This is a genomic window from Chelatococcus sp. XZ-Ab1, assembly GCF_029309855.1.
In the GTDB taxonomy this organism is placed as follows: domain Bacteria; phylum Pseudomonadota; class Alphaproteobacteria; order Rhizobiales; family Beijerinckiaceae; genus Chelatococcus_A; species Chelatococcus_A sambhunathii.
This window is the reverse complement of record NZ_JARKII010000018.1, coordinates 14,897-34,318: the sequence shown is the minus strand read 5'-3', so window position 1 is coordinate 34,318 and position 19,422 is coordinate 14,897. Positions and strand designations below refer to the sequence as shown.

The 19,422-nt window shown below is 68.3% G+C and carries 17 protein-coding genes; 6 read left to right on the top strand and 11 right to left on the bottom strand.

Annotation, left to right across the window (positions count from 1 at the left end):
• Positions 1 to 273: 273 nt before the first annotated feature.
• The gene (speB, locus tag P2T65_RS19955; RefSeq protein WP_055457986.1) at positions 274 to 1,236 is read right to left on the bottom strand and encodes an agmatinase; all 963 of its coding nucleotides are present in this window, start codon (positions 1,234 to 1,236) and stop codon (positions 274 to 276) included.
• A gap of 135 nt (positions 1,237 to 1,371) precedes the next feature.
• Between speB and P2T65_RS19950 the strand changes: the two genes are divergently transcribed.
• Positions 1,372 to 1,950, top strand: a complete 579-nt coding sequence (locus tag P2T65_RS19950; protein ID WP_071924482.1) for a TlpA disulfide reductase family protein — start codon at positions 1,372 to 1,374, stop codon at positions 1,948 to 1,950.
• Positions 1,951 to 1,962: 12 nt separating this feature from the next.
• Here P2T65_RS19950 and P2T65_RS19945 read toward each other — a convergent pair whose 3' ends face one another.
• Positions 1,963 to 2,265 (bottom strand): acylphosphatase, encoded by a 303-nt coding sequence (locus P2T65_RS19945; protein ID WP_071923943.1) that lies wholly within the window; start codon positions 2,263 to 2,265, stop codon positions 1,963 to 1,965.
• Between the two features lie 231 nt (positions 2,266 to 2,496).
• On the opposite strand from P2T65_RS19945, the gene P2T65_RS19940 reads away from it, so the two are divergent.
• Together P2T65_RS19940 and P2T65_RS19935 are read left to right on the top strand one after the other, a co-directional pair.
• Positions 2,497 to 3,852, top strand: coding sequence for a TIGR03808 family TAT-translocated repetitive protein (locus P2T65_RS19940; protein ID WP_276200544.1), 1,356 nt, complete (start codon positions 2,497 to 2,499; stop codon positions 3,850 to 3,852).
• A gap of 98 nt (positions 3,853 to 3,950) precedes the next feature.
• The gene (locus P2T65_RS19935) at positions 3,951 to 4,739 is read left to right on the top strand and encodes a class I SAM-dependent methyltransferase (RefSeq protein WP_276200543.1); all 789 of its coding nucleotides are present in this window, start codon (positions 3,951 to 3,953) and stop codon (positions 4,737 to 4,739) included.
• Here the strand turns inward: P2T65_RS19935 and P2T65_RS19930 are convergent, their stop codons facing one another.
• The 3 genes from P2T65_RS19930 to P2T65_RS19920 form a co-directional block, all read right to left on the bottom strand.
• Complete coding sequence (locus tag P2T65_RS19930; RefSeq protein ID WP_276200542.1) at positions 4,740 to 6,743, bottom strand: acetyl/propionyl/methylcrotonyl-CoA carboxylase subunit alpha; 2,004 nt, start codon at positions 6,741 to 6,743, stop codon at positions 4,740 to 4,742. It abuts the gene before it with no gap.
• A gap of 82 nt (positions 6,744 to 6,825) precedes the next feature.
• Positions 6,826 to 8,115: a DUF4010 domain-containing protein gene (locus P2T65_RS19925; protein WP_276200541.1), complete on the bottom strand. Its 1,290-nt coding sequence runs from the start codon at positions 8,113 to 8,115 to the stop codon at positions 6,826 to 6,828.
• A gap of 59 nt (positions 8,116 to 8,174) precedes the next feature.
• The gene (locus P2T65_RS19920) at positions 8,175 to 8,726 is read right to left on the bottom strand and encodes a hypothetical protein (protein WP_245316204.1); all 552 of its coding nucleotides are present in this window, start codon (positions 8,724 to 8,726) and stop codon (positions 8,175 to 8,177) included.
• 194 nt (positions 8,727 to 8,920) lie between these two features.
• Between P2T65_RS19920 and P2T65_RS19915 the strand changes: the two genes are divergently transcribed.
• The 3 genes from P2T65_RS19915 (at position 8,921) to P2T65_RS19905 (ending at position 11,940) form a co-directional block, all read left to right on the top strand.
• Positions 8,921 to 9,853 (top strand): ring-cleaving dioxygenase, encoded by a 933-nt coding sequence (locus tag P2T65_RS19915; RefSeq protein WP_276200540.1) that lies wholly within the window; start codon positions 8,921 to 8,923, stop codon positions 9,851 to 9,853.
• 62 nt (positions 9,854 to 9,915) lie between these two features.
• Positions 9,916 to 10,521, top strand: a complete 606-nt coding sequence (locus P2T65_RS19910) for an alpha/beta hydrolase (RefSeq protein WP_055457977.1) — start codon at positions 9,916 to 9,918, stop codon at positions 10,519 to 10,521.
• Positions 10,522 to 10,734: 213 nt separating this feature from the next.
• Positions 10,735 to 11,940: a dipeptidase gene (locus P2T65_RS19905; RefSeq protein ID WP_276200539.1), complete on the top strand. Its 1,206-nt coding sequence runs from the start codon at positions 10,735 to 10,737 to the stop codon at positions 11,938 to 11,940.
• A 176-nt stretch (positions 11,941 to 12,116) separates the two neighbouring features.
• Here the strand turns inward: P2T65_RS19905 and P2T65_RS19900 are convergent, their stop codons facing one another.
• The 6 genes from P2T65_RS19900 to P2T65_RS19875 form a co-directional block, all read right to left on the bottom strand.
• Positions 12,117 to 13,649 (bottom strand): acyl-CoA carboxylase subunit beta, encoded by a 1,533-nt coding sequence (locus P2T65_RS19900; RefSeq protein WP_055457975.1) that lies wholly within the window; start codon positions 13,647 to 13,649, stop codon positions 12,117 to 12,119.
• 112 nt (positions 13,650 to 13,761) lie between these two features.
• Positions 13,762 to 14,553 carry an ATP12 family protein gene (locus tag P2T65_RS19895; RefSeq protein ID WP_276200538.1) on the bottom strand — a complete coding sequence of 264 codons (792 nt, stop codon included), beginning with the start codon at positions 14,551 to 14,553 and terminating at the stop codon, positions 13,762 to 13,764.
• A gap of 98 nt (positions 14,554 to 14,651) precedes the next feature.
• Positions 14,652 to 15,332 (bottom strand): HAD-IA family hydrolase, encoded by a 681-nt coding sequence (locus P2T65_RS19890; RefSeq protein WP_276200537.1) that lies wholly within the window; start codon positions 15,330 to 15,332, stop codon positions 14,652 to 14,654.
• A 2-nt stretch (positions 15,333 to 15,334) separates the two neighbouring features.
• A complete protein-coding gene (locus tag P2T65_RS19885; protein ID WP_276200536.1) occupies positions 15,335 to 16,615 on the bottom strand; it encodes an RluA family pseudouridine synthase in 1,281 nt (426 codons plus the stop codon).
• A 72-nt stretch (positions 16,616 to 16,687) separates the two neighbouring features.
• Positions 16,688 to 17,995, bottom strand: coding sequence for a replication-associated recombination protein A (locus P2T65_RS19880; protein WP_055457971.1), 1,308 nt, complete (start codon positions 17,993 to 17,995; stop codon positions 16,688 to 16,690).
• Between the two features lie 9 nt (positions 17,996 to 18,004).
• Positions 18,005 to 19,408 carry a DegQ family serine endoprotease gene (locus P2T65_RS19875; RefSeq protein WP_055457970.1) on the bottom strand — a complete coding sequence of 468 codons (1,404 nt, stop codon included), beginning with the start codon at positions 19,406 to 19,408 and terminating at the stop codon, positions 18,005 to 18,007.
• Positions 19,409 to 19,422 lie beyond the last annotated feature (14 nt).

Sequence of the window (19,422 nt, the reverse complement as noted above, 5' to 3'; positions counted from 1 at the left end):
ACAGAAGATGGGGACGAAATTGCAACAAAAAAGCCGCGCTGCGGGCGCGGCTCCGATCACGACACGCGAGGTCGCGTCATCGCACGCGCGCAAGGACGGCGCGGCGGCGTCGGTTCGGCGTGGTGTGCGCGACGGTGATCATGGGCACGCTTATCCGGGAAAGGGGCGCCGGTGTCAATGACGACCCGGCCAGTCTCTCCCGTTCGCGGGGAGGGGTATCGCACACGAAGGTCGAGGTCATGATCCTCCCCCGCATGGGGGGAGGGAAAACACTCACCCCCGCGCCCGCTCGGCGAGGATCTGCAGGTAGTGCTGCACCACCGTCGCGCCGGCGATGGCGGTGATGTCAGCATGGTCGTAGGGCGGCGCCACCTCGACGAGGTCCATGCCGCGCCAGTCGATGTCGCGCAGGCTCCACAGCGCCATCAGCGCCTCGGCGCTCGAAAGGCCGCCGGCGACCGGGGTGCCCGTGCCCGGCGCGAAGGCGGGATCGAGCGCGTCGATGTCGAACGACAGATAGGCCGGCCCCTCGCCCACCCGCTCGCGGATGCGCTGGGCGATGCCGGCGACGCCGAGCCCGCGCGCCTCGTAGGCATCGACGATGGCGATGCCGAAATCGTCCGGCGCCACGGTGCGGATGCCGATCTGGATGGAGCGCGAGCAGTCGATCAGCCCCTCCATCTCGGCGCGGGTGACGAAGGTGCCGTGCGAGGTGCCCTCGCCGTCGTCCTCCCAGGTGTCCTGGTGGGCGTCGAACTGCACCAGCGCCAGCGGCCCGTGCTCGGCCACATGGGCGCGCAGCAGCGGCAGGGTGATGGAATGATCGCCGCCGAGCGTCACGAGATGGCATCCGGCCGCGACGATCTCCGCCGCCTGCGCCTCGACGAGGCCGTGCACCTGGTCGAGCCGGCGATAGTCGAACGAGCAGTCGCCCCAGTCGATCACCGTGAGCGCCTCGAAGGGATCGAGCCCGGAGGGGAACTGCGGATCGCCGTCGAAGATCGCGGAGGCGCGGCGCAGCGCCTGCGGCCCGAAGCGCGCCCCCGGCCGGTTGGACGTGGCGCAATCGAACGGCACGCCCCACACGACGACGTCCGCCGCCGACAGATCGCGGCTGTAGCGCCGGCGCATGAAGGACAGCGCCCCCGAATAGGTCGGCTCGAGCGAGCCGCCGTCGAGCGGGCCGAGAAAGGCGTTGTCCGTCGGACGCGGGCGGATCGAATCGTTGCGGCTCACGGCGTCTCCTCGCAGCACTTTGCCGAAGGATAGCCGGCACCCGCGCCGCATCAAGCGTGGGGCGGCGACACGCAGGGCCTCACATCGGCGCGAGCGCCATTGGCAGGCCCGCCCCGTCGAGCTATGGGCGGTGCGATGACGCGCGCACGCCCCCTCTCCCGCCGCTCCCTCATCGGCGGCCTCGCTGCCCTCGCCGCCCCTGCTCTGCCCGCCCGCGCCGCCCCCTCTCTCCGGCAGGGCGGCAGCCAGTTCGTCTGGCTGGAGCCGCGCCGGCAGATGCCGGCGCTCGCCCTGACCGATGTCCGGGGCCGCCGGCACACGCTCGCGCCGGACGGGCGCGTCCATCTCCTCAATTTCTGGGCGAGCTGGTGCCCGCCGTGCCGGGAGGAGATGCCGCGCCTCGAGGCCTTCGTGCGGACGATCGATGCGCAGCGCCTCAACGTCGCCGCCATCTCCTTCGACCGGGACGGCACAAGGGCCGTCGCGCCCTTCCTGAAGCGCCACGGCATCGAGAAGCTCCCCGTCTTCGTCGATCCCGAGGGGGATGTCGCCTATTCGGACGCCGGCAACCGCAAGGGCGCGCCCTTCGCCCTCTACGGCATGCCCATCACCTATCTCGTCGACCGCGGCGGCGGCATCGTCGGCTACATCTCCGGCGCGGTGGACTGGCTGCAGCCGGACGCCGAGGCCTTCCTCGCCGCCTTCATGGCCTGACCTGCGCCGCGCCTACTCCGTCGGCAGCACCGTGAACCCATCCGCCGCGCCCCCCGGAGCGAGCGCGCTCCCCGTTTCGTCATAGCGCTCGATGGCCTCGACCCGCGCGCCGAGCGGCCCCGCGCGGCACGCCGCGAGCATCGCCTCCACGGCATCGGCCGGCCCGGCGAAGACCGCCTCGACGAAGCCCTCGCGCCGGTTGCGCACCCAGCCCGCAAGCCCCCGCGCCCCCGCCTCGCGCGCCGTCCAAGCCCGATAGCCGACGCCCTGCACGCGACCCTTGATGACGGCATGGACGATGACGCGGGAGGTCATGACTCACTCCACAACGACGGCCTCCGACAGCCTACCACGCCATCGCGCGCGGAGGATAAGGAACATTTTCCTTGATCTTAGGATTTGTTCTCTATATGTTCCGACCTGCGCGCGTACCCCTATCATCAGGAGATACCCTCGTGGCCTCGTATGCGATAACCGATGACAAGATCGTCTTCACGAACGGCACGCCGGCCGGCTATACGGTCGGAACCCTCCAGGATGCGATGAATGTTGCGCGAAGCAATGGGAAGCCCCCTGTTCATCGTTGCCGGCACCTACGATGTGGGCAACCTCTCGGTCAGAACCTCCAACGGCGGAGGCGCACCACTTGTCATGGAAGCCAATCCCGGCACCGTGACGTTGCGCTTCACGACTGGTACTTTTTTCCTAGAGATCGACAATGTTCCGGATTGCGTGATCCGCGGCATCACATTCAACGCAAACGGCCGTCCCTATGCCGAGTCCGGCAATGGCGGCGCCATCACCGCCTATCGTGCGCACAGGACCCGCATCGACCGCTGTACGGTGCATGGCGCGCCGGGCATGGGGATCGTCTTCGAACAGTGCGGAACGCGCCAGACGATCGGGACAACCGGAACCGACGAACCCGTCTCCCCGGCAGGCGCTATTGCCGGTTGCGAGGTTTACAACTGCGACACCGCCATCTTCGGCGTGGCCAATGTCAGCTTGTCGGTGACCGGCAACGTCGTTCGAAACTGCGGCAATAACGGCATCCTCATCTGGCAATACTCGCCGCGGTTCGACGGCAGCACCGTGAGCGGCAATGTCATCACTTACATTGAGGCGCAAGGCGGCGGCACCGGCCAGCGCGGCAATGGCGTCAATCTCTACCGCGCCCACGGCTGCACCGTGACGGATAACCGGATTCGCTACTGCAAGTTCAGCGCGGTGCGAGCCAACGTCTGCAACGACACGATTATCTCCGGCAATAACATCTACGCGATGGGCGAGATGGCCATCTACGTCGAAGAGACGGACGGCGCATCCGGAGAGAACGACGTCGGCACCGTCGTCGGCTCGAACCTGATCGACACCTGCGGCAGCGGCATCTCCGTCACCAACTTCAACAATGGCGGCAGGCTCGCGAGCATCACCGGCAACGTGGTCCGCAATGCCAGGCAGTCGAACAATCCGACGGTGAGCTATGACACGGGCACGGGCATCAGTGCGGAAGGCGACTGCGTCGTCAACGGCAATGTCGTCGAGTGCGCCCTCCGCTACGGCATCGTTGTCGGAACGAACAATTATGCCCGCAACCTGATCGCTTCCGACAACGTCATCCGCCGGTGCGGCATCGGTATTGCAGCCTCGGCCAACGCGAATGCGGGCCACATGCTTGTGACCGACAACATGATCCAGATGCCGGCGGGCGTTTCTACCGAAAATGGTATCGTGGCCTATACCTATCTCGGCGAGACCAGCGGCGTGAGGATCGACGCAACGATGAGCGGCATCACGCCGAGCACCTATCCCAAGATCCACCTTGGCCTCAACATCGTGCACGACCAGCAGACGCCCGATCCGGTACCGGTGCCCTGCCTGGCCAGCCTGCCGGTCTTCTGAGGCAGCGCACCGCGAGGGAGGGAAGACCTCCCTCGCATTAACCCGGTCTTGGCATTTTGCGCACAGACTGGCGGCGATTCTTTGGGAGAATGATTGCCATGAATGCCAACGCGACCGGAATGGCCGCTGCGCGTGAGGCGCCCCCCCGCCTTGCCGAATTGCTTGCGAAACAACGGCCGGATTGGCATTCCGAATGGGCATGGGCCAACTACAAGTCCACGCTCGTCGACCTCGTCAGGGCCTACCACCTTCGCCACCTGTGCGAGATCGGCGGCGGACGTGACCCTTCGTTCACGGCCGAGGAGGCTGCGGAACTCGGCATCACGCTCACCATCAACGACATCAGCGCCACCGAGCTCGAAAAAGCGCCGCCGGGCTTTCCGACAGCCTGCTTCGACGTATCGGGAGATATCGCCGCAGCGGGTATCGCGCCCGGCCAGTTCGACCTGATGTTCTCGCGCATGGTCTTCGAGCATGTGAAGGACGTGCGGCAGGCCTGGCGCAACATTCACACGTTGCTCGCACCGGGCGGCGTGGCGGTGGCGTTCTTCCCCACCCTCTATTCGTTGCCCTTCCTCGCCAATCACCTGATGCCGGAATGGCTGTCGAGCGCCATCGTGCGCGCCTTCTATCCCAACCGGGGCGAAGAGACCGACGACCCCAAGTTCCCCGCCGTTTACGACTGGTGCTTCTCCAGTGAGGCCCGGATGCTGCCCATGCTGCGGGACTGCGGCTTCTCGGACGTGGCCATCCAGCCTTTCTGGGGGCATGGCTATTTCAAGCGGCTGCCCGTGGTGCGGCAGATCGATGATGCCTTCAACGCCTTTTCCGCACGGCACGACTGGCGGAGCATGTCCGCCTACGCCTACGTGCTGGTGCGCAAGTAGTCACGCAAATTCCAGAATCACCGCATCCACCGCGAGGCTGTCGCCCTCCTTCGCGTGGATCTTCGCGACGGTGCCGTCGCGCTCGGCCTTGAGCACGTTCTCCATCTTCATCGCCTCGACGATGGCGAGCGTCTCGCCGGCCTTGACCTCCTGGCCCTCGGCGACGGCGATGGCCTTGACGAGGCCGGGCATGGGGCAGAGCAGCTGCTTCGAGGTGTCGGCCGCCACCTTCTCCGGCATCAGGGCGGCAAGCTCGGCCTCGCGCCGGGTATAGACGCGCGCCTCCGTGGCCGTGCCCGCGTGGGCGAGCGCCACGCCGTTGAGGATCGGCCGCACCTGCACCGCGATCGCCTTGCCGTCGACGCGGCCGTGCCATACCGGCTCACCGGGGCGCCAGGACGACGCGACGGCGACCGTGCGCCCGTCGGAAAAGGCGAGAACGAGAGCCCCGTCCCTGTCGTCGATGGTGAGCGGGATGGCCTCGCGACCCAGCATCACCACCCGCTCGCGCTCGAACCTGACAGGCTTGGCCGAGCGCAACTGGCCCGAGATGCGGCGCTTGCGCTCGTTGAACAGATGGTCGATGGCCGCCGCCACCGCCGCGAGGTGGATGGCGACCTCCCCTTCGGGCTTCGGCATGGCGAAGCCGTCGGGAAACTCCTCGGCGATGAAGCCCGTCGACAGGCGGCCCTCCTGCCAGCGCGGATGGGCCATCAGCGCCGAGAGGAAGGGAATGTTGTGGCGGATGCCGTCGATGGCGAAGGCATCGAGCGCCCGCTGCTGAGCCGCGATGGCGGCCGCGCGCGTCGGCGCGTGGGTGATCAGCTTGGCGATCATCGGGTCGTAGTAGATGGAGATCTCGCCCCCTTCCACGACGCCGGTGTCGTTGCGCACCCGCGCCCCGTCCGCCTCGCCCTCGGCCGGCGGGCGATAGGTGACGAGCCGGCCCGTCGAGGGCAGGAAGCCGCGCGTCGGGTCCTCGGCATAGACGCGGCTCTCGACGGCCCAGCCGTCGAGCCGGATGTCTTCCTGCGAAAAACGCAGCTTCTCGCCGGCGGCGATGCGGATCATCTCCTCGACGAGGTCGATGCCGGTGACCATCTCGGTCACCGGATGCTCCACCTGCAGACGGGTGTTCATCTCGAGGAAGTAGAAGGAGCGGTCCTGGCCCGCCACGAACTCGACCGTGCCGGCCGAGTCGTAGCTCACCGCCTTGGCGAGCGCCACCGCCTGCTCGCCCATCCTGCGGCGCGTCGCCTCGTCGAGCAGCGGCGAGGGCGCCTCCTCGATGACCTTCTGGTTGCGGCGCTGGATGGAGCACTCGCGCTCGCCGAGATAGACGACGTTGCCGTGCTTGTCGCCGATGACCTGGATCTCGACGTGGCGCGGATCGGTGATGAATTTCTCCACGAACACCCGGTCGTCGCCGAAGGAGGATGCCGCCTCCGAGCGGGCGCGGGCGAAGCCCTCCGCCACCTCGGCCGCCGAATAGGCGATGCGCATGCCCTTGCCGCCGCCGCCCGCCGAGGCCTTGATCATGACCGGATAGCCGATGTCGTCGGCGATCCTCACCGCCTCTTCCGGGCTCTCGATGACGCCGAGAAAGCCCGGCACGGTCGAGACCTTCGCGGCATTGGCGAATTTCTTCGATTCGATCTTGTCGCCCATGGCCTCGATGGCCTTGGGGTTGGGCCCGATGAAGGTGATGCCGGCGCTTGCCAGCGCCTCGGCGAAGGCTGCCCGCTCGGACAGGAAGCCGTAGCCCGGATGCACCGCCTCCGCCCCGGTCTGCCGGCAGGCCTCGACGATCTTCTCGATGACGAGATAGGACTGGGCGGCGGGCGCCGGCCCGACGAAGACGGCCTCGTCCGCCATCTCCACGTGCAGCGCGTCCCTGTCCGCCTCGGAGAACACCGCCACCGTCCCGATGCCCATGCGACGCGCCGTCTTGATGACCCGGCAGGCGATCTCGCCGCGATTGGCAATCAGGATCTTCGAGAACATGGACGCTCCCCTGGTGACCGTTTCCCCTCACCGCTTCTAGACGAGAGCGCCGGGGGCGACAATTGCGGCGAAAGACGGATGCTCATCCGGGCATTTGTGCAGAGGCGACAAGAAAGCCGGCGGCGAGCGCGACAAGCGCGAGCAAGGACACGAGGCTGAAGCGCCCGGCATAGGCCCTCCCGCCGAGCGTCGCGGCATAGATGCATTTGGCGATCGTGTTGCTGCCGACGGCGATGGCGATGGCGATGGCGCCCGCACCGAGAGCGAGACGGTCGGGCACGAGGCCGGACACGCCGAGCGACACCGCATCGACATCGGCAAGACCCGAGACGGCAGCGACGGCATAGACGCCCACGGCGCCGAGATGCTCGGCCGCCAGATCGCCCGCCACGCGCACGAAGGCGAGCAGCGCGGCGAGCTTGAGCACCTCGCCGAGCTCGAACGGGTTGCCGCCCTCGGGGGCGGCCGATTGCGCCGGCGCCCCTTCGCGGCGGGCGAGCAGCCAGGCGCCGGCGACGAGCACGGCGGCTCCGAGCCCGAGGCCCGGCGCCAGCAGCCGGCCGAGTTCAGGCGCGACCGCCGTGACGATGACGGCCGTGCGGATGAAGGACACCGCCCCCGCCGCGAGCGCGCCGGCGGCGAGCGGCAGCGCCGCCTCCCCCATCCGGGCAAGCCGGGCATTGGCGAGCGTCACTGCCGTGGAGGACACGAGCCCGCCGGTGGCGCCGGCGACGAGCCGACCGCGTTCCGCGCCGAAGAGCTGCACCGCGACATAGCCGAGAAAGGACACACCGGCGAGGATGATGGCAAGCAGCCAGACCCGCGCCGGGTTGAGCCCCATGAACTGCGGCAGCGGCTCGTCGGGAATGAGCGGCAGCGCCACGAAGGTCATGACGGCGAGCACGATGGCGGAGCGCAGTTCGCTCCAGCGCATGCGCCGCAGCAGCGCGTGAAGCACCTCGCGGCTGGCGAGAAGCGCCGTCATGACGACGGCCGCGGCCCCTGCGAAGGCCGGATCTCCGAGGACCACAAGCGCCCCGAGCACGAAGGTCGCCTGCCCGGCGACGACGCCAGTGACGCTGAAATTGGCGTCGGCCTCCGCCTCTCGGCGCTTGAACGTGATGAGCGCGGCCGACAACACGGCGAGCGCTGCGACGAGGACGATCGCCGCAACCGGTGCGTTCTGCGGCGCCAGCGCCTGGGCGGTGATCGCGGCGATACCGCCGAAGAAGCCGAACAGCGCGAAGGTGCGCACACCCGCGGTGCGGCTGCCGGCCGGCGCGTCACGCTCGCGCCAATGGCGCTCGACACCGACGAGAAGGCCCACGGCGAGGGACACCGCGAGCCTGTGGAAGAGATCGTTGAGGTCCATGCGCAGAATGCGTCACTGCTCGCATGGCTTGTAAAGGGAAATGATGCGCACTCTGCCGTTTATGCCGCGGCGAAGCGGCGCGGCATGGCCTTCACCGGCACGCCCAAGGCCCGTCGCAGGCGATTGCCCTGGCCGCGCAACAGGAAGGCGAGCAGAACCTCGTCCACCTGCTGGGCCTCGCGCACCACCTCCATGCCGATGCGCAGCGCGTTGACCGTCGGCCCGCCGCCGGCGCCGAGAGAGGTGACCAGCCAGTGCGCATCCTCGCCGCGCACGATGCCGGTGGGACGCTCGCCCCACACGACGAAATCCACCACCATCGCCACGAGGCAATCGGCGAAGGATGCATCCTGATCCTTCACCGCGCGGTCGAGCGCGATCAGCACATCCGCTTCTTCCCGGAACGCGATGCCATCCGGCAAGATCTCGCGCTGCAGATACGCCACGTCCTTCGCAGTAATGCGCTGACGGTCGAGGATCTCATCGACGAAACGGAAGAAGTTCTTGTTGATCATTGTTTGATGCCTCCCCGGCATTCTTTTCGCCGGTGTGATTGCTTCCTGTCGCGAACGATCCTGCGCCCAACCACTCGCCAAGTTCTTAACGGCCAATCGTGAATCTTTGTTCAGGTTAAGCGTTGTTGACGGCCCGTGGTTGACGGAAAATCACCGTCATCGGTGCAACTGTCGCCATCCTGCCGAGGTTCCCGGCTTGCAGGGGTGCAAGAGGCATTTGCGCGGCTAGGGATTTGCGCTGCCGTCGCCATCTGGCAGCAAGAGCACAACAGCAGCCAGGGAGCAGAGCCATGGCACGTTCGGCAGGCATCCACCACGTCACCGCCATCGCGAGCGATCCGCGGCGCAACCTCGACTTCTACACTCGCGTTCTCGGGCTGCGCTTCGTCAAGAAGACGGTGAACTTCGACGATCCCAGCACCTACCACTTCTATTTTGGCGACGAGGAGGGCAACCCTGGCACCATCCTCACCTTCTTCCCATGGTCGCATGTGGCGCCGGGACGGCCGGGCGTCGGCCAGACGCTGGAAACCGCCTTCCTCATCCCCGAGGAAGCGCTCGGCTTCTGGACGGAGCGGCTCGTGACCCTCGGCGTCACGCATGAGGCACCCATCAGACGCTTCGACCGCACGGTCCTGCCGTTTCGGGATCCTGACGGCATGCGCCTTGCGCTCGTCGCAACGCCAGGCCTCGTCGCATCGAGGGCCTGGACGACGGCCGACATCCCGGCGGAAGCCGCCGTCCGCGGCTTCGCGGGCGTGACGCTGCTCGTCGACCGGCCGGAGCCCACGGCCGCGGTGCTGACGGAGGTCTTCGGCTTTGTGGAAGTCGGCCGAACGGAGAACCTCGTCCGCTACCGGGGCGAGGCCGAGGTCGGCGGCTATGTGGACCTGCGCATTGCCGGCGGCTTCCTGCCCGGCACGATGGGCGCCGGCTCGGTGCACCATGTCGCCTTCCGGGCCGCAGGCGACGCGGACCAGGCGGCGATGGCGAAGGCGCTGCGCGAGAAGCTCGGCATCGTCACGACGGAGCAGAAGGAGCGCAACTATTTCCGCTCCGTCTATTTCCGGGAGCCCGGCGGCGTCATCTTCGAGATCGCCACCGACGATCCGGGCTTTGGCATCGACGAGAGCTTCGAGGCGCTCGGCACCTCCCTCAAGCTGCCGCCCTTCTACGAGAAGGACCGGGAGCGGATCGAGGCCGTCCTGCCCGCGCTCGACTGAGCCGGACCATCACCCCCGTGAGCCGTGCCCGCCCTCGCGCGGGCACGGCAGGGATAATTGCGATGAGCGACTTCATCCATCACTATGAAGCTGGCGGCACTGAGCGCCCGCCGCTCCTCCTGCTGCACGGCACCGGCGGCGACGAGCACGACCTCGTGCCGCTCGGCCGCACGCTCGCCCCCGGGGCGGCTCTCCTGTCGCCACGCGGCAAGGTGCTGGAGAACGGCATGCCCCGCTTTTTCCGCCGCTTCGGCGAGGGGCGGTTCGACGTCGAGGACATCAAGCTCCGCGCGGCCGAGCTTGCCGGCTTCGTCGAGGAGGCGCGCGAGCGCTACGGCATCGCGCAGCCAATCGCGCTCGGCTTCTCCAACGGCGCCAACATCGCCGCGGCGATGCTGCTGCTCGCGCCGGAAGCGCTCGCCGGGGCCGTCCTCTTGAGGGTCATGACGCCGCTGGTGCCGGACGTGCTGCCGGACCTTGCCGGCAAGCCCGTGCTGATGCTGTCGGGGTCGGCCGATCCGATCGTCCCGGCCGACGATGCGGGGCGGCTCGCCAGCCTGCTGCGCGAGGCGAGCGCGACGGTGCAGCACCAGGTGCTGCCGGCCGGGCACGGCCTGACGCAGGCGGACGTCAATCTCTCCGCACGCTGGCTGGCCGAGGCCGGTTGAAGCCTCTCAAAGGACAAGGAGGGCCCGGAGCGCGGATCGCCCCGCTCCGGGCCTTGCCTTTTTGCGCCCTCGCCTCCTCCGTCACCTGCAGCCTCGCGTCCCCTGCAAGGCTCGCCCGGCAGCCCTGACCCGCAACCGCTTGTCAATCACCGAAGAGCAACGGAGTGTGTGGCGTCGGCCCCGACGACCGGCTCTACCGAGGGGAAAGAAGAATTGGTACAGGTTGCGGCTCACAGGTCGCCGGCGCGCGACGATGCGCTCGACAAGGCTCTCCGGCTTCTCGAAACACTGCCGCTGGTCGACGGCCACAACGACCTGCCATGGGTGATTCGTGAGGACGTCCGGGCTCGCGGCGACGTCTTCGCCTATGACCTGACGCGCGAGCATCAGGACGGCGACACCGACATCCCACGCCTCCTCGCCGGCCGCGTCAGCGCCCAGTTCTGGGCCGCCTTCATCCCGACTCATGTGCCCCACCCCGGCCGCACCACGCTGGAGCAGATCGATGTCATCCTGCGCCTGCAGGAGGCGCATCCCGACGTCTTCATGCCGGCGACGAAGGCGAGCGACATCGCGAAGGCCAAGAAGCTCGGCAGGATCGCCTCCTTCATCGCGGTGGAGGGCGGCGTCGGCCTCGAGAACAGCCTGGCGCCGCTGCGCGTCTGGCACGCCGCCGGCGCGCGGCTGATGACGCTCTGCCACAACGAGACGCTGGACTGGGTCGATTCCGCCACCGATGCGCCGCGCCACGGCGGCCTCACCGCCTTTGGCCGTGCCGTGGTGCGGGAACTCAACCGCCTCGGCATGATCGTCGACTGCGCCCATGTCTCGCACGACGTCATGCGCCAGGTGCTCGACGTCTCGCGCGCGCCTGTCGTCTTCTCCCACTCGAATGCCTTTGCCCTGTGCGACCACCCGCGCAACGTGCCCGACGACGTGCTCGCCCGCGTCAGGGGCAACGGCGGCATTGTCATGGCAACCTTCGTGCCGGACTTCATCGGCCAGCAGTCGCGCGACTGGATGCGTCCGCTCAAGGACGAGTTCGGCAAGAGCCGACACGACATCGACATGGGAGCCGCGGTCGCGGCGCGGGCGCGCGACGCAGGCCCCTGGCCGCGCGGCACGCTCGAGCAGCTCTGCGATCACATCGAATATATCGCCGACAAGGCCGGCCTGCGGCACGTGGGCATCGGCTCCGACTTCTTCGGCGGTCCGACGCCGCCGGGCCTGGAGGACGCGAGCCGTTTCCCTCACCTCCTCGCCGAGCTCATCCGCCGTGGCTGGTCGGACGACGCCATCGCCGGCATCGCCTCACGCAATTTCCTGCGCGTCTTCCGCACGGTGGAGCGCATCGGGCGCGAATTGCGCAAGAGCGAGAAACCGGCGCTGGGGACGGTGGAGGAGATCGACGGACGGTAGGCGCCGGCCCCAGATACCGGTTCACGCGAACCCTTTCCGCCCGTCGTGGCCGGGCTTGTCCCGGCCATCCACGCCTTTCAGCCAAGCGCAGCGTCGCCGCGTGGATGCCCGCGACAAGCGCGGGCATGACGGTGGGAACTCTACTATCCCGCGCCGCGAGGAAGCGGCGATCCCCCTCACAACGGAATATTGTCGTGCTTGCGCCAGGGCTGCTCCGCCTTCTTGGCGCGCAGCATGGCGAAGGCGCGGGCGACGCGCCGGCGCGTCGAATGCGGCATGATCACCTCGTCGATATAGCCGCGCTCGGCGGCGACGAAGGGCGACATGAAGCGGTCCTCGTATTGCTTCGTGCGCGCCGCGATCTTCTCGGCATCGCCGATGTCCTGCCGGAAGATGATCTCGACAGCGCCCTTGGCTCCCATCACAGCGATCTGCGCTGTCGGCCAGGCGTAGTTCACGTCTCCGCCCACGTGCTTCGAGGCCATGACGTCGTAGGCGCCGCCGAAGGCCTTGCGGGTGATGACGGTGACGAGCGGCACGGTCGCCTCCGAATAGGCGTAGAGCAGCTTCGCCCCGTGTTTGATGAGCCCGCCATATTCCTGCGCCGTGCCGGGCAGGAAGCCGGGCACGTCGACAAGGGTCAGGATCGGGATCTCGAAGGCGTCGCAGAAGCGCACGAAGCGCGCCGCCTTGCGCGAGGCATCCGCATCTAGCACGCCGGCGAGCACCATCGGCTGGTTGGCCACGACGCCCACCGTGCGCCCCTCGAGCCGGATGAATCCGGTGATGATGTTCCTGGCATAAGCCTCTTGGATCTCGAAGAAATCGCCCTCATCCGCGATCTTCAGGACGAGTTCCTTCATGTCGTAGGGTTTGTTCGGGTTGTCCGGCACGAGCGTGTCGAGCGACATTTCCACCCGGTCCGCCTCGTCCTCGGTCGGCCATTCCGGCACGCCCTCGGTGTTGTTGGCGGGCAGGAAGTCCATCAGCCGGCGGATCTGCAGCAGCGCCTCGACGTCGTTGTCCCACGCGCCGTCGGCGACGGAGGACTTCGTCGTGTGCACCTTGGCACCGCCGAGTTCCTCCGAAGTGACCGTCTCGTTGGTCACGGTCTTCACCACGTCCGGCCCGGTCACGAACATGTAGCTCGTGTCGCGCACCATGAAGATGAAGTCGGTCATCGCCGGGGAATAGACGTCGCCGCCGGCGCAGGGGCCCATGATGACCGAGATCTGCGGAATGACACCCGAGGCGATGACATTGCGCTTGAACACCTCGCCATAGCCGCCGAGCGCCGCGACCCCCTCCTGGATGCGGGCGCCGCCGGCATCGAACAGGCCGATGATCGGCGCGCGCATCTTCACCGCCATGTCCTGGATCTTGGTGATCTTCTGCGCGTGCGTTTCCGAGAGCGAGCCGCCGAAGACGGTGAAGTCCTTGGCGAAGACGAAGACGGTGCGGCCGTTGATGGTGCCCCAGCCGGTGACGACGCCGTCACCCGGGAACTTCGTCCCCTCCATGCCGAAATCGACGCAGCGGTGCTCGACGAACATGTCGAACTCCTCGAACGAGCCCGTATCGAGCAGCAGTGCGATGCGCTCGCGCGCCGTGAGCTTGCCGCGCGCATGCTGGGCGGCGATGCGCTTCTCGCCGCCGCCGAGGCGCGCCCCGGCGCGCCGCTCTTCGAGCCTTTCGAGGATGTCCTTCATGCGCCTCCCCCACGGTCGGTTCCTTGTCGCCTGCGTGATTAGCACGCCGGCAAAGCCGCAGGAACCGATACGGTAGGCGGATAAGTGCAAGGCCGGTTGCGGCAGGTCCCCGTCAGCCGAGCGCCCGCAGCATCCCGGCGGCCGCGGCGAAGTCGCGCCATCTGACGGCGCGGCGCGCCAGCGCCTCCTCATCCTCGCCCCAGATCTCCATCTGCACCTCTTCGTCGAGATGCGACGCCCGCCAGCCAGCCTCCGCCGTCAGGTGCCCATGGGCAACGGCCAGCGCAATGACGGCCGAGCCGCTGAGCGTCGTCAGCACATGGAGCGCCGCGAGCGCCACGGGAGCCTCGAACCTGGCGACCGCGGCCGCCATGGCAGCGAGCGATTCTTCCGGCTGGGCCACGAACATCACGCCCTCGGCCAGCACGAAACGCGCGCCGAGCGCTTCCCGCGCCCAGGCGAGCATCGGGTCCCAGATGTCCCGCTGTCGTGCAACGAGCCGCTCCGGCCCCTCGGCGCGGTAGCACAGGAGGTCCGAGCCGGCATATTTCACGACATCGGCCGCCACCGCCGCCATCTCGCGCGCGACCCCGTCGATGGCCGAATTGGCGAGCCGTGTCAGCGGCATCGTCGCGGGGTCGATGCGCTCGCCCTGTGCCGCCCATTCCGCCGCCACGGCCTCTCCGACCGTCCGCGTCGGCAGCGCCAGGAGCGCCCTGCCGGGCGTGCGGGCCGGACGCCCGTCGAGCACGAGGACGAAGCCCTCCGCGCGCTCCTCCACCGCCGCCTCCTTGTAGAAGCGGCGCGGCAGGTTCGCCTTCATCGACTGCTGGGCCACCCGCATCGGGTCACGCACGGTCTCGCCGTCCGCGGGAAACCAGTCGCTGGTCAGTTCGTCACGCATGGTGGGTCCTTAACACGTAGAAGCCGACGCGGCGACGCGGAAGCGATTCCACGCCAATGACTTGCAGGCAAAAGCGGAATCTGCGACCGAGCCGCCGGTCACACCGCCGCGCCGAAGGCCCGGGCTGAATCAGAATCGGCAAGAACGGCCGCAAGTTCTTCAATCGACTCCACAATCACCTGCGCCCCCGCCTCCCGCAGGGCATCGACCCGGCAATAGCCCCAGCCGACACCGACGGCACGGCAACCGGCGGCCCGCGCCATCTGCATGTCATAGGTGCTGTCGCCGATCATCACGGTTTCGGCCGGCGCGGCACCCACCTCCCCCATCGCCTGTTCGAGCATGGCCGGATGGGGTTTCGATGGCGCATCGTCGGCCGTCTGCACGCTGGCGAAGAGCGTGTGCCAGCCGTGGGCATCGAACAGCCGGCGCACGCCGCGCCGCGACTTGCCGGTGGCGATGCCGAGGAGATGATCCTCCCGCCCCGCGAGATCGCGCACCAGCGCATCGGACCCGGCAAAGAGCGGTGACGCGAGCGCCGGCTCGGCGAGAAGCCGCGGGAAAGTCATCCGATAGGTCGCCTCCAGCGCAGCATGCGGCCCGTCCGGCCCGGCGAGCGCGCGAAAGGTCTCGGCGAGCGACAGGCCGACGACCGAGAGCACCTCTTCCCGGCTCGGTGCCGGCAGCCCATGCGCGGCAAAGGTCGCCTCCTGCGCGGCCACGAGCAGGTTCTGGCTGTCGAGCAGCGTGCCGTCGATGTCGAAGACGAGGAAGCGCACGGCTACTCCTCCGGCGCCTCGACGATCGGATCGTAGCCGCCCGTATCGAAGCCTAGCAGGTTCCAGGACTGCTGCATGTGCGGCGGCAGCGGCGCCGTCACGTCGATGGGCTTGCCCGTGCGCGGATGCGGGATGACGATGCGCCGCGCCAGCAGATGCAGCCGGTTCTGGATGCCGCCCGGCAGTTCCCAGTTCTCGACGTTGAAATATTTCGGGTCGCCGACGATCGGGTGGCCGATATGGGCCGTATGTGCGCGCAATTGGTGCGTGCGCCCGGTCACCGGCTTCAGCGACAGCCACGAGAGCTTCTGCGCCGCCGTGTCCACGACGGCGTAATAGGTGACGGCATGGCTCGCCCCGTCGTCTCCGTGCAGGGCGACGCGCATGCGGGCATCGCCGTCGCTCGCCTCCTCCCTGGCGAGATAGGTGGAGACGCGGCCCTGCCGCACGCGCGGCACGCCGGCGACCAGCGCCCAGTAGATCTTGCGCGCCGAGCGCGAGCGGAAGGACTTGGCGAGCGTCGTTGCCGCAAAGCGCGTCTTGGCGATGACGAGGCAGCCAGCCGTGTCCTTGTCGAGCCGGTGCACGAGGCGCGGCTTCTGGCCCTCGGCGTCGCGCAGCGCTTCCAGCATGCCGTCGACATGGCGTGTCGTGCCCGAGCCGCCCTGCACCGCAAGGCCCATGGGCTTGTTGAGCACGAGGACGTCCTTGTCCTCGTAGAGCGTGATGGATTTGAGGAAGGTCGCGTCGCTCTCGTCCTTCGCCGGGGTGCGGGCGGCCGGCTTTTTCTCCTCGAGCTTGAGCGGCGGCACGCGCACGCTCTGGCCCGCCTCAAGCCGCTCATTCGGCTTGGCGCGCTTCATGTCGATGCGCAACTCGCCCTTGCGCACGATGCGCTGGATATGGGTGAAGGCGAGCTGCGGGAAACGGGCGACGAGAAAACGGTCGAGGCGCATGCCCGCTTCATCCGGCGCGACCGTCAGGGTCTGCACGCCGGTAACGAGCGTCTCGGTCGCTGCCGCCTTGGCCGCCGCCTTGGTGCCCGCCTTGGCCGAAGATGCCGGCGCCTGCCCTGCGCGGGGCGTCTTGGCGGGGGTCACCGCCTTCGCGCGCTCGGGACCGGACGTGGCGCGCGCAGACCCCTTGCCCGAGCCCTTCGCGATGCCCGGCCCCTTGGCGCCCCGAGCAGCTGGCCGGCCCGCGCGCCCTTGCCCCCGGCCGTTTCGCACAGTTGGGCCGGAGCGCGGGCCTGAGCCACCGGAGCCGGTTCTCGTGTTCTTCATGCGATGCTCCGAATGCAGCCGGGCCTGGCGTCGTCGCGCCCTGCCCGTCGATAGCCTCTTCAGCGGGCAAAGTCACCGCCGCCGCTCGGCCCTCAGCTTTTCCCACCACTCCAGCCGCTTGCGGATCTCGCGTTCGAAGCCGCGCTCCACCGGTTCGTAGAAATGCTGGCGCCCGAGCTTCTCCGGCCAGTAGTCCTGCCCCGAGAAGGCGTCCGGCTCGTCGTGGTCGTAGGCGTAGCCGGCGCCGTAGCCCTCGTTCTTCATGAAGCGCGTCGGCGCGTTGAGGATGGTCATCGGCGGCATGAGGGAGCCTGCTTCCTTGGCGACGCGGCTCGCCGCCTTGAAGGCGACATAGGTCGCGTTCGACTTCGGCGCTGTAGCGAGATAGATCACCGCCTGCGCCAGCGCCAGTTCTCCCTCCGGCGTGCCGAGGAAGTCGTAGGCCTCCTTCGCCGCATTGGCGACGACGAGGGCCTGCGGGTCGGCGAGGCCGATGTCCTCCACCGCCATACGCACGAGGCGGCGGGCGAGGAACAGCGGATCCTCGCCCGCGTCCAGCATGCGGGCGAGATAATAGAGCGCGGCGTCGGGATCGGAGCCGCGGATCGTCTTGTGCAGGGCCGAGATGAGGTTGTAGTGCCCGTCCTGCGCCTTGTCGTAGATCGGCGCCCGGCGCTGCACGATATCCTGCAGCTTGGCCGTGTCGAACATTTCGCCCTCGCCCGCCGCGCGCCAGATCTCTTCCGCCAGCGTCAGCGAGGCGCGCCCGTCCCCATCGGCCATGCGCACGAGCGACAGCCGCGCCTCCGCATCGAGCGGCAGCGGTTTTCCCTCGATTTCCTCGGCCCTTGCGAGGAGCTTCTGAATCGCTTCCTCATCGAGGGCCTTGAAGGTCATCACCCGGGCGCGGGAGAGGAGCGCGGCGTTGAGAGAGAAGGACGGGTTCTCCGTCGTCGCGCCGACGAGCGTGATGGTGCCGTCCTCCATCACCGGCAGGAAGGCATCGAGCTGCGCCCGGTTAAAGCGGTGAATCTCATCGACGAAGAGCAGGGTGCCCTGCCCCGCGGCGCGGCGGCCGCGGGCCGTCTCGAAGGCCTTCTTGAGGTCGGCGACGCCGGAGAAGATGGCCGACATCGGCTCGAAGACGAGCTTCGTCTCGCCGGCGAGCAGCCGCGCGACGGTCGTCTTGCCGGTCCCCGGCGGCCCCCAGAAGATGAGAGAGCCCACCGACCCGGAGCGCAGGAGGCGCGTCAGCGCCCCGTTCGGCCCGACGAGATGGTCCTGCCCCACGACCTCGGCGAGGCGCTGCGGCCGCAGCCGGTCGGCGAGCGGTCGCGGCGCTTCCTTGTCCAGCCCCGCTGCCCCGAAGAGATCGGTCATCGCACCGGCTCAGCCCCCGAGCACCGTGGTGAAGACCTGGCCCTTGCGGTTGATCATCAGCTCCCAATAGCGGGCGCGCTGGCTCGTCGCACGGGCGAGATCCCGCGAGGAGGCGATCTTCACGCCGTTGATCGCCATGATGATATCGCCCTTCTGGAAGCCGAACTGCGCCGCCGGACTGCCCTCGGCGAGCTCCGCGACGACAGCGCCGCTCTCCGCCTCCTCGAGATACAGCTCCTCCACCACAGCGGGTGACAGGTTGACCGCGGTAATGCCCGTCAACGGCGTGCGCCCGCCGACCGTAACCGGATCGCGCGGCGGATCCTCGGGCGCGGCGATGAGCGGAACCGAAAGCGTTACCTCCTTGCCGCCGCGCAGCACCGTCAGCGGTAATGTTCCGCCGATCGGCCGCGTCGCGAAGCGGTAGCCGAAACCATCCGGATCGTCGATGGGCTGCCCCCCGACGGCCGTGATGAGGTCGCCGCGCCGGAGCCCCGCCTTGGCTGCTGGCCCGCGCTCGTCGACCGAGGCGACCAGTGCCCCCGCCGGCCGCGGCAGGCCAAGGCTTTCCGCGATATCGCTGGTGACCTGCTGGAGCCGCGCGCCGAACCACGGCCGACGCACAGCGGCGCCCCCGTTGCGCGCCGATTCGACGACGACGCGCACCATGGCCGAGGGAATGGCGAAGCCGATGCCATGACTGCCGCCGGAACGCGAGAAGATCGCCGTGTTGATACCGACGAGTTCGCCGCGCATGTTGACGAGCGCCCCGCCCGAATTGCCCGGGTTGATCGCGGCATCCGTCTGGATGAAGGACTGGAAGTCGCTGATACCCACCTGGGTCCGGGCGAGCGCCGACACGATGCCCTGTGTCACCGTCTGCCCGACCCCGAACGGATTGCCGATGGCAATGACAAAATCCCCGACCTCGAGCCCTTCGGAATCGCCGAAGCTGAGCGCCGGGAACGGACCCTTCTCTGCAAGCCGAAGCACGGCAAGATCCGTCCGCGGGTCGCGCAGCACGATCTCGGCGGCGAACTCGCGTCGGTCGGCGAGCGCCACCTTCACCTCCGTCATGCCCTCGATGACGTGATTGTTGGTGACGACGAGACCGGACGGATCGACGATGACGCCCGAGCCAAGCGAGCGCTGCACCCGCTCGCGCGGCACGCCGAAGCCGCCGTCCCCGAAGAAGCGGCGAAAGAAGGGATCATCGAAGAAGGGATTGGACGGCCGCTTCTCGACGCGTGCGCCGTAGACGTTGACGACACTCGGCGCCGTCTCCTTGACGACCGGCGCGAGCGAGAGCTGCACCTGCGCCCTGCTGGCGGGCACCTGGCGCTCCTGCGCCGGCACCGGCCCCGCTGCGACGAGGGCCGCGACGAGAGCAGGAAGGACAAGCGAACGATGCATCGATGGTGTCTCGC

Coding starts and splice junctions, on each gene's coding strand:
- P2T65_RS19900 (WP_055457975.1), bottom strand. CDS start 13,649: ATGAAGGACATCCTCGAAAGGCTCGAAGAGCGGCGCGCCGGGGCGCGC.
- P2T65_RS19935 (WP_276200543.1), top strand. CDS start 3,951: ATGAATGCCAACGCGACCGGAATGGCCGCTGCGCGTGAGGCGCCCCCC.
- P2T65_RS19875 (WP_055457970.1), bottom strand. CDS start 19,408: ATGCATCGTTCGCTTGTCCTTCCTGCTCTCGTCGCGGCCCTCGTCGCA.
- P2T65_RS19930 (WP_276200542.1), bottom strand. CDS start 6,743: ATGTTCTCGAAGATCCTGATTGCCAATCGCGGCGAGATCGCCTGCCGG.
- P2T65_RS19950 (WP_071924482.1), top strand. CDS start 1,372: ATGACGCGCGCACGCCCCCTCTCCCGCCGCTCCCTCATCGGCGGCCTC.
- P2T65_RS19945 (WP_071923943.1), bottom strand. CDS start 2,265: ATGACCTCCCGCGTCATCGTCCATGCCGTCATCAAGGGTCGCGTGCAG.
- P2T65_RS19915 (WP_276200540.1), top strand. CDS start 8,921: ATGGCACGTTCGGCAGGCATCCACCACGTCACCGCCATCGCGAGCGAT.
- P2T65_RS19925 (WP_276200541.1), bottom strand. CDS start 8,115: ATGGACCTCAACGATCTCTTCCACAGGCTCGCGGTGTCCCTCGCCGTG.
- P2T65_RS19880 (WP_055457971.1), bottom strand. CDS start 17,995: ATGACCGATCTCTTCGGGGCAGCGGGGCTGGACAAGGAAGCGCCGCGA.
- P2T65_RS19910 (WP_055457977.1), top strand. CDS start 9,916: ATGAGCGACTTCATCCATCACTATGAAGCTGGCGGCACTGAGCGCCCG.
- P2T65_RS19885 (WP_276200536.1), bottom strand. CDS start 16,615: ATGAAGAACACGAGAACCGGCTCCGGTGGCTCAGGCCCGCGCTCCGGC.
- P2T65_RS19895 (WP_276200538.1), bottom strand. CDS start 14,553: ATGCGTGACGAACTGACCAGCGACTGGTTTCCCGCGGACGGCGAGACC.
- P2T65_RS19940 (WP_276200544.1), top strand. CDS start 2,497: ATGTTGCGCGAAGCAATGGGAAGCCCCCTGTTCATCGTTGCCGGCACC.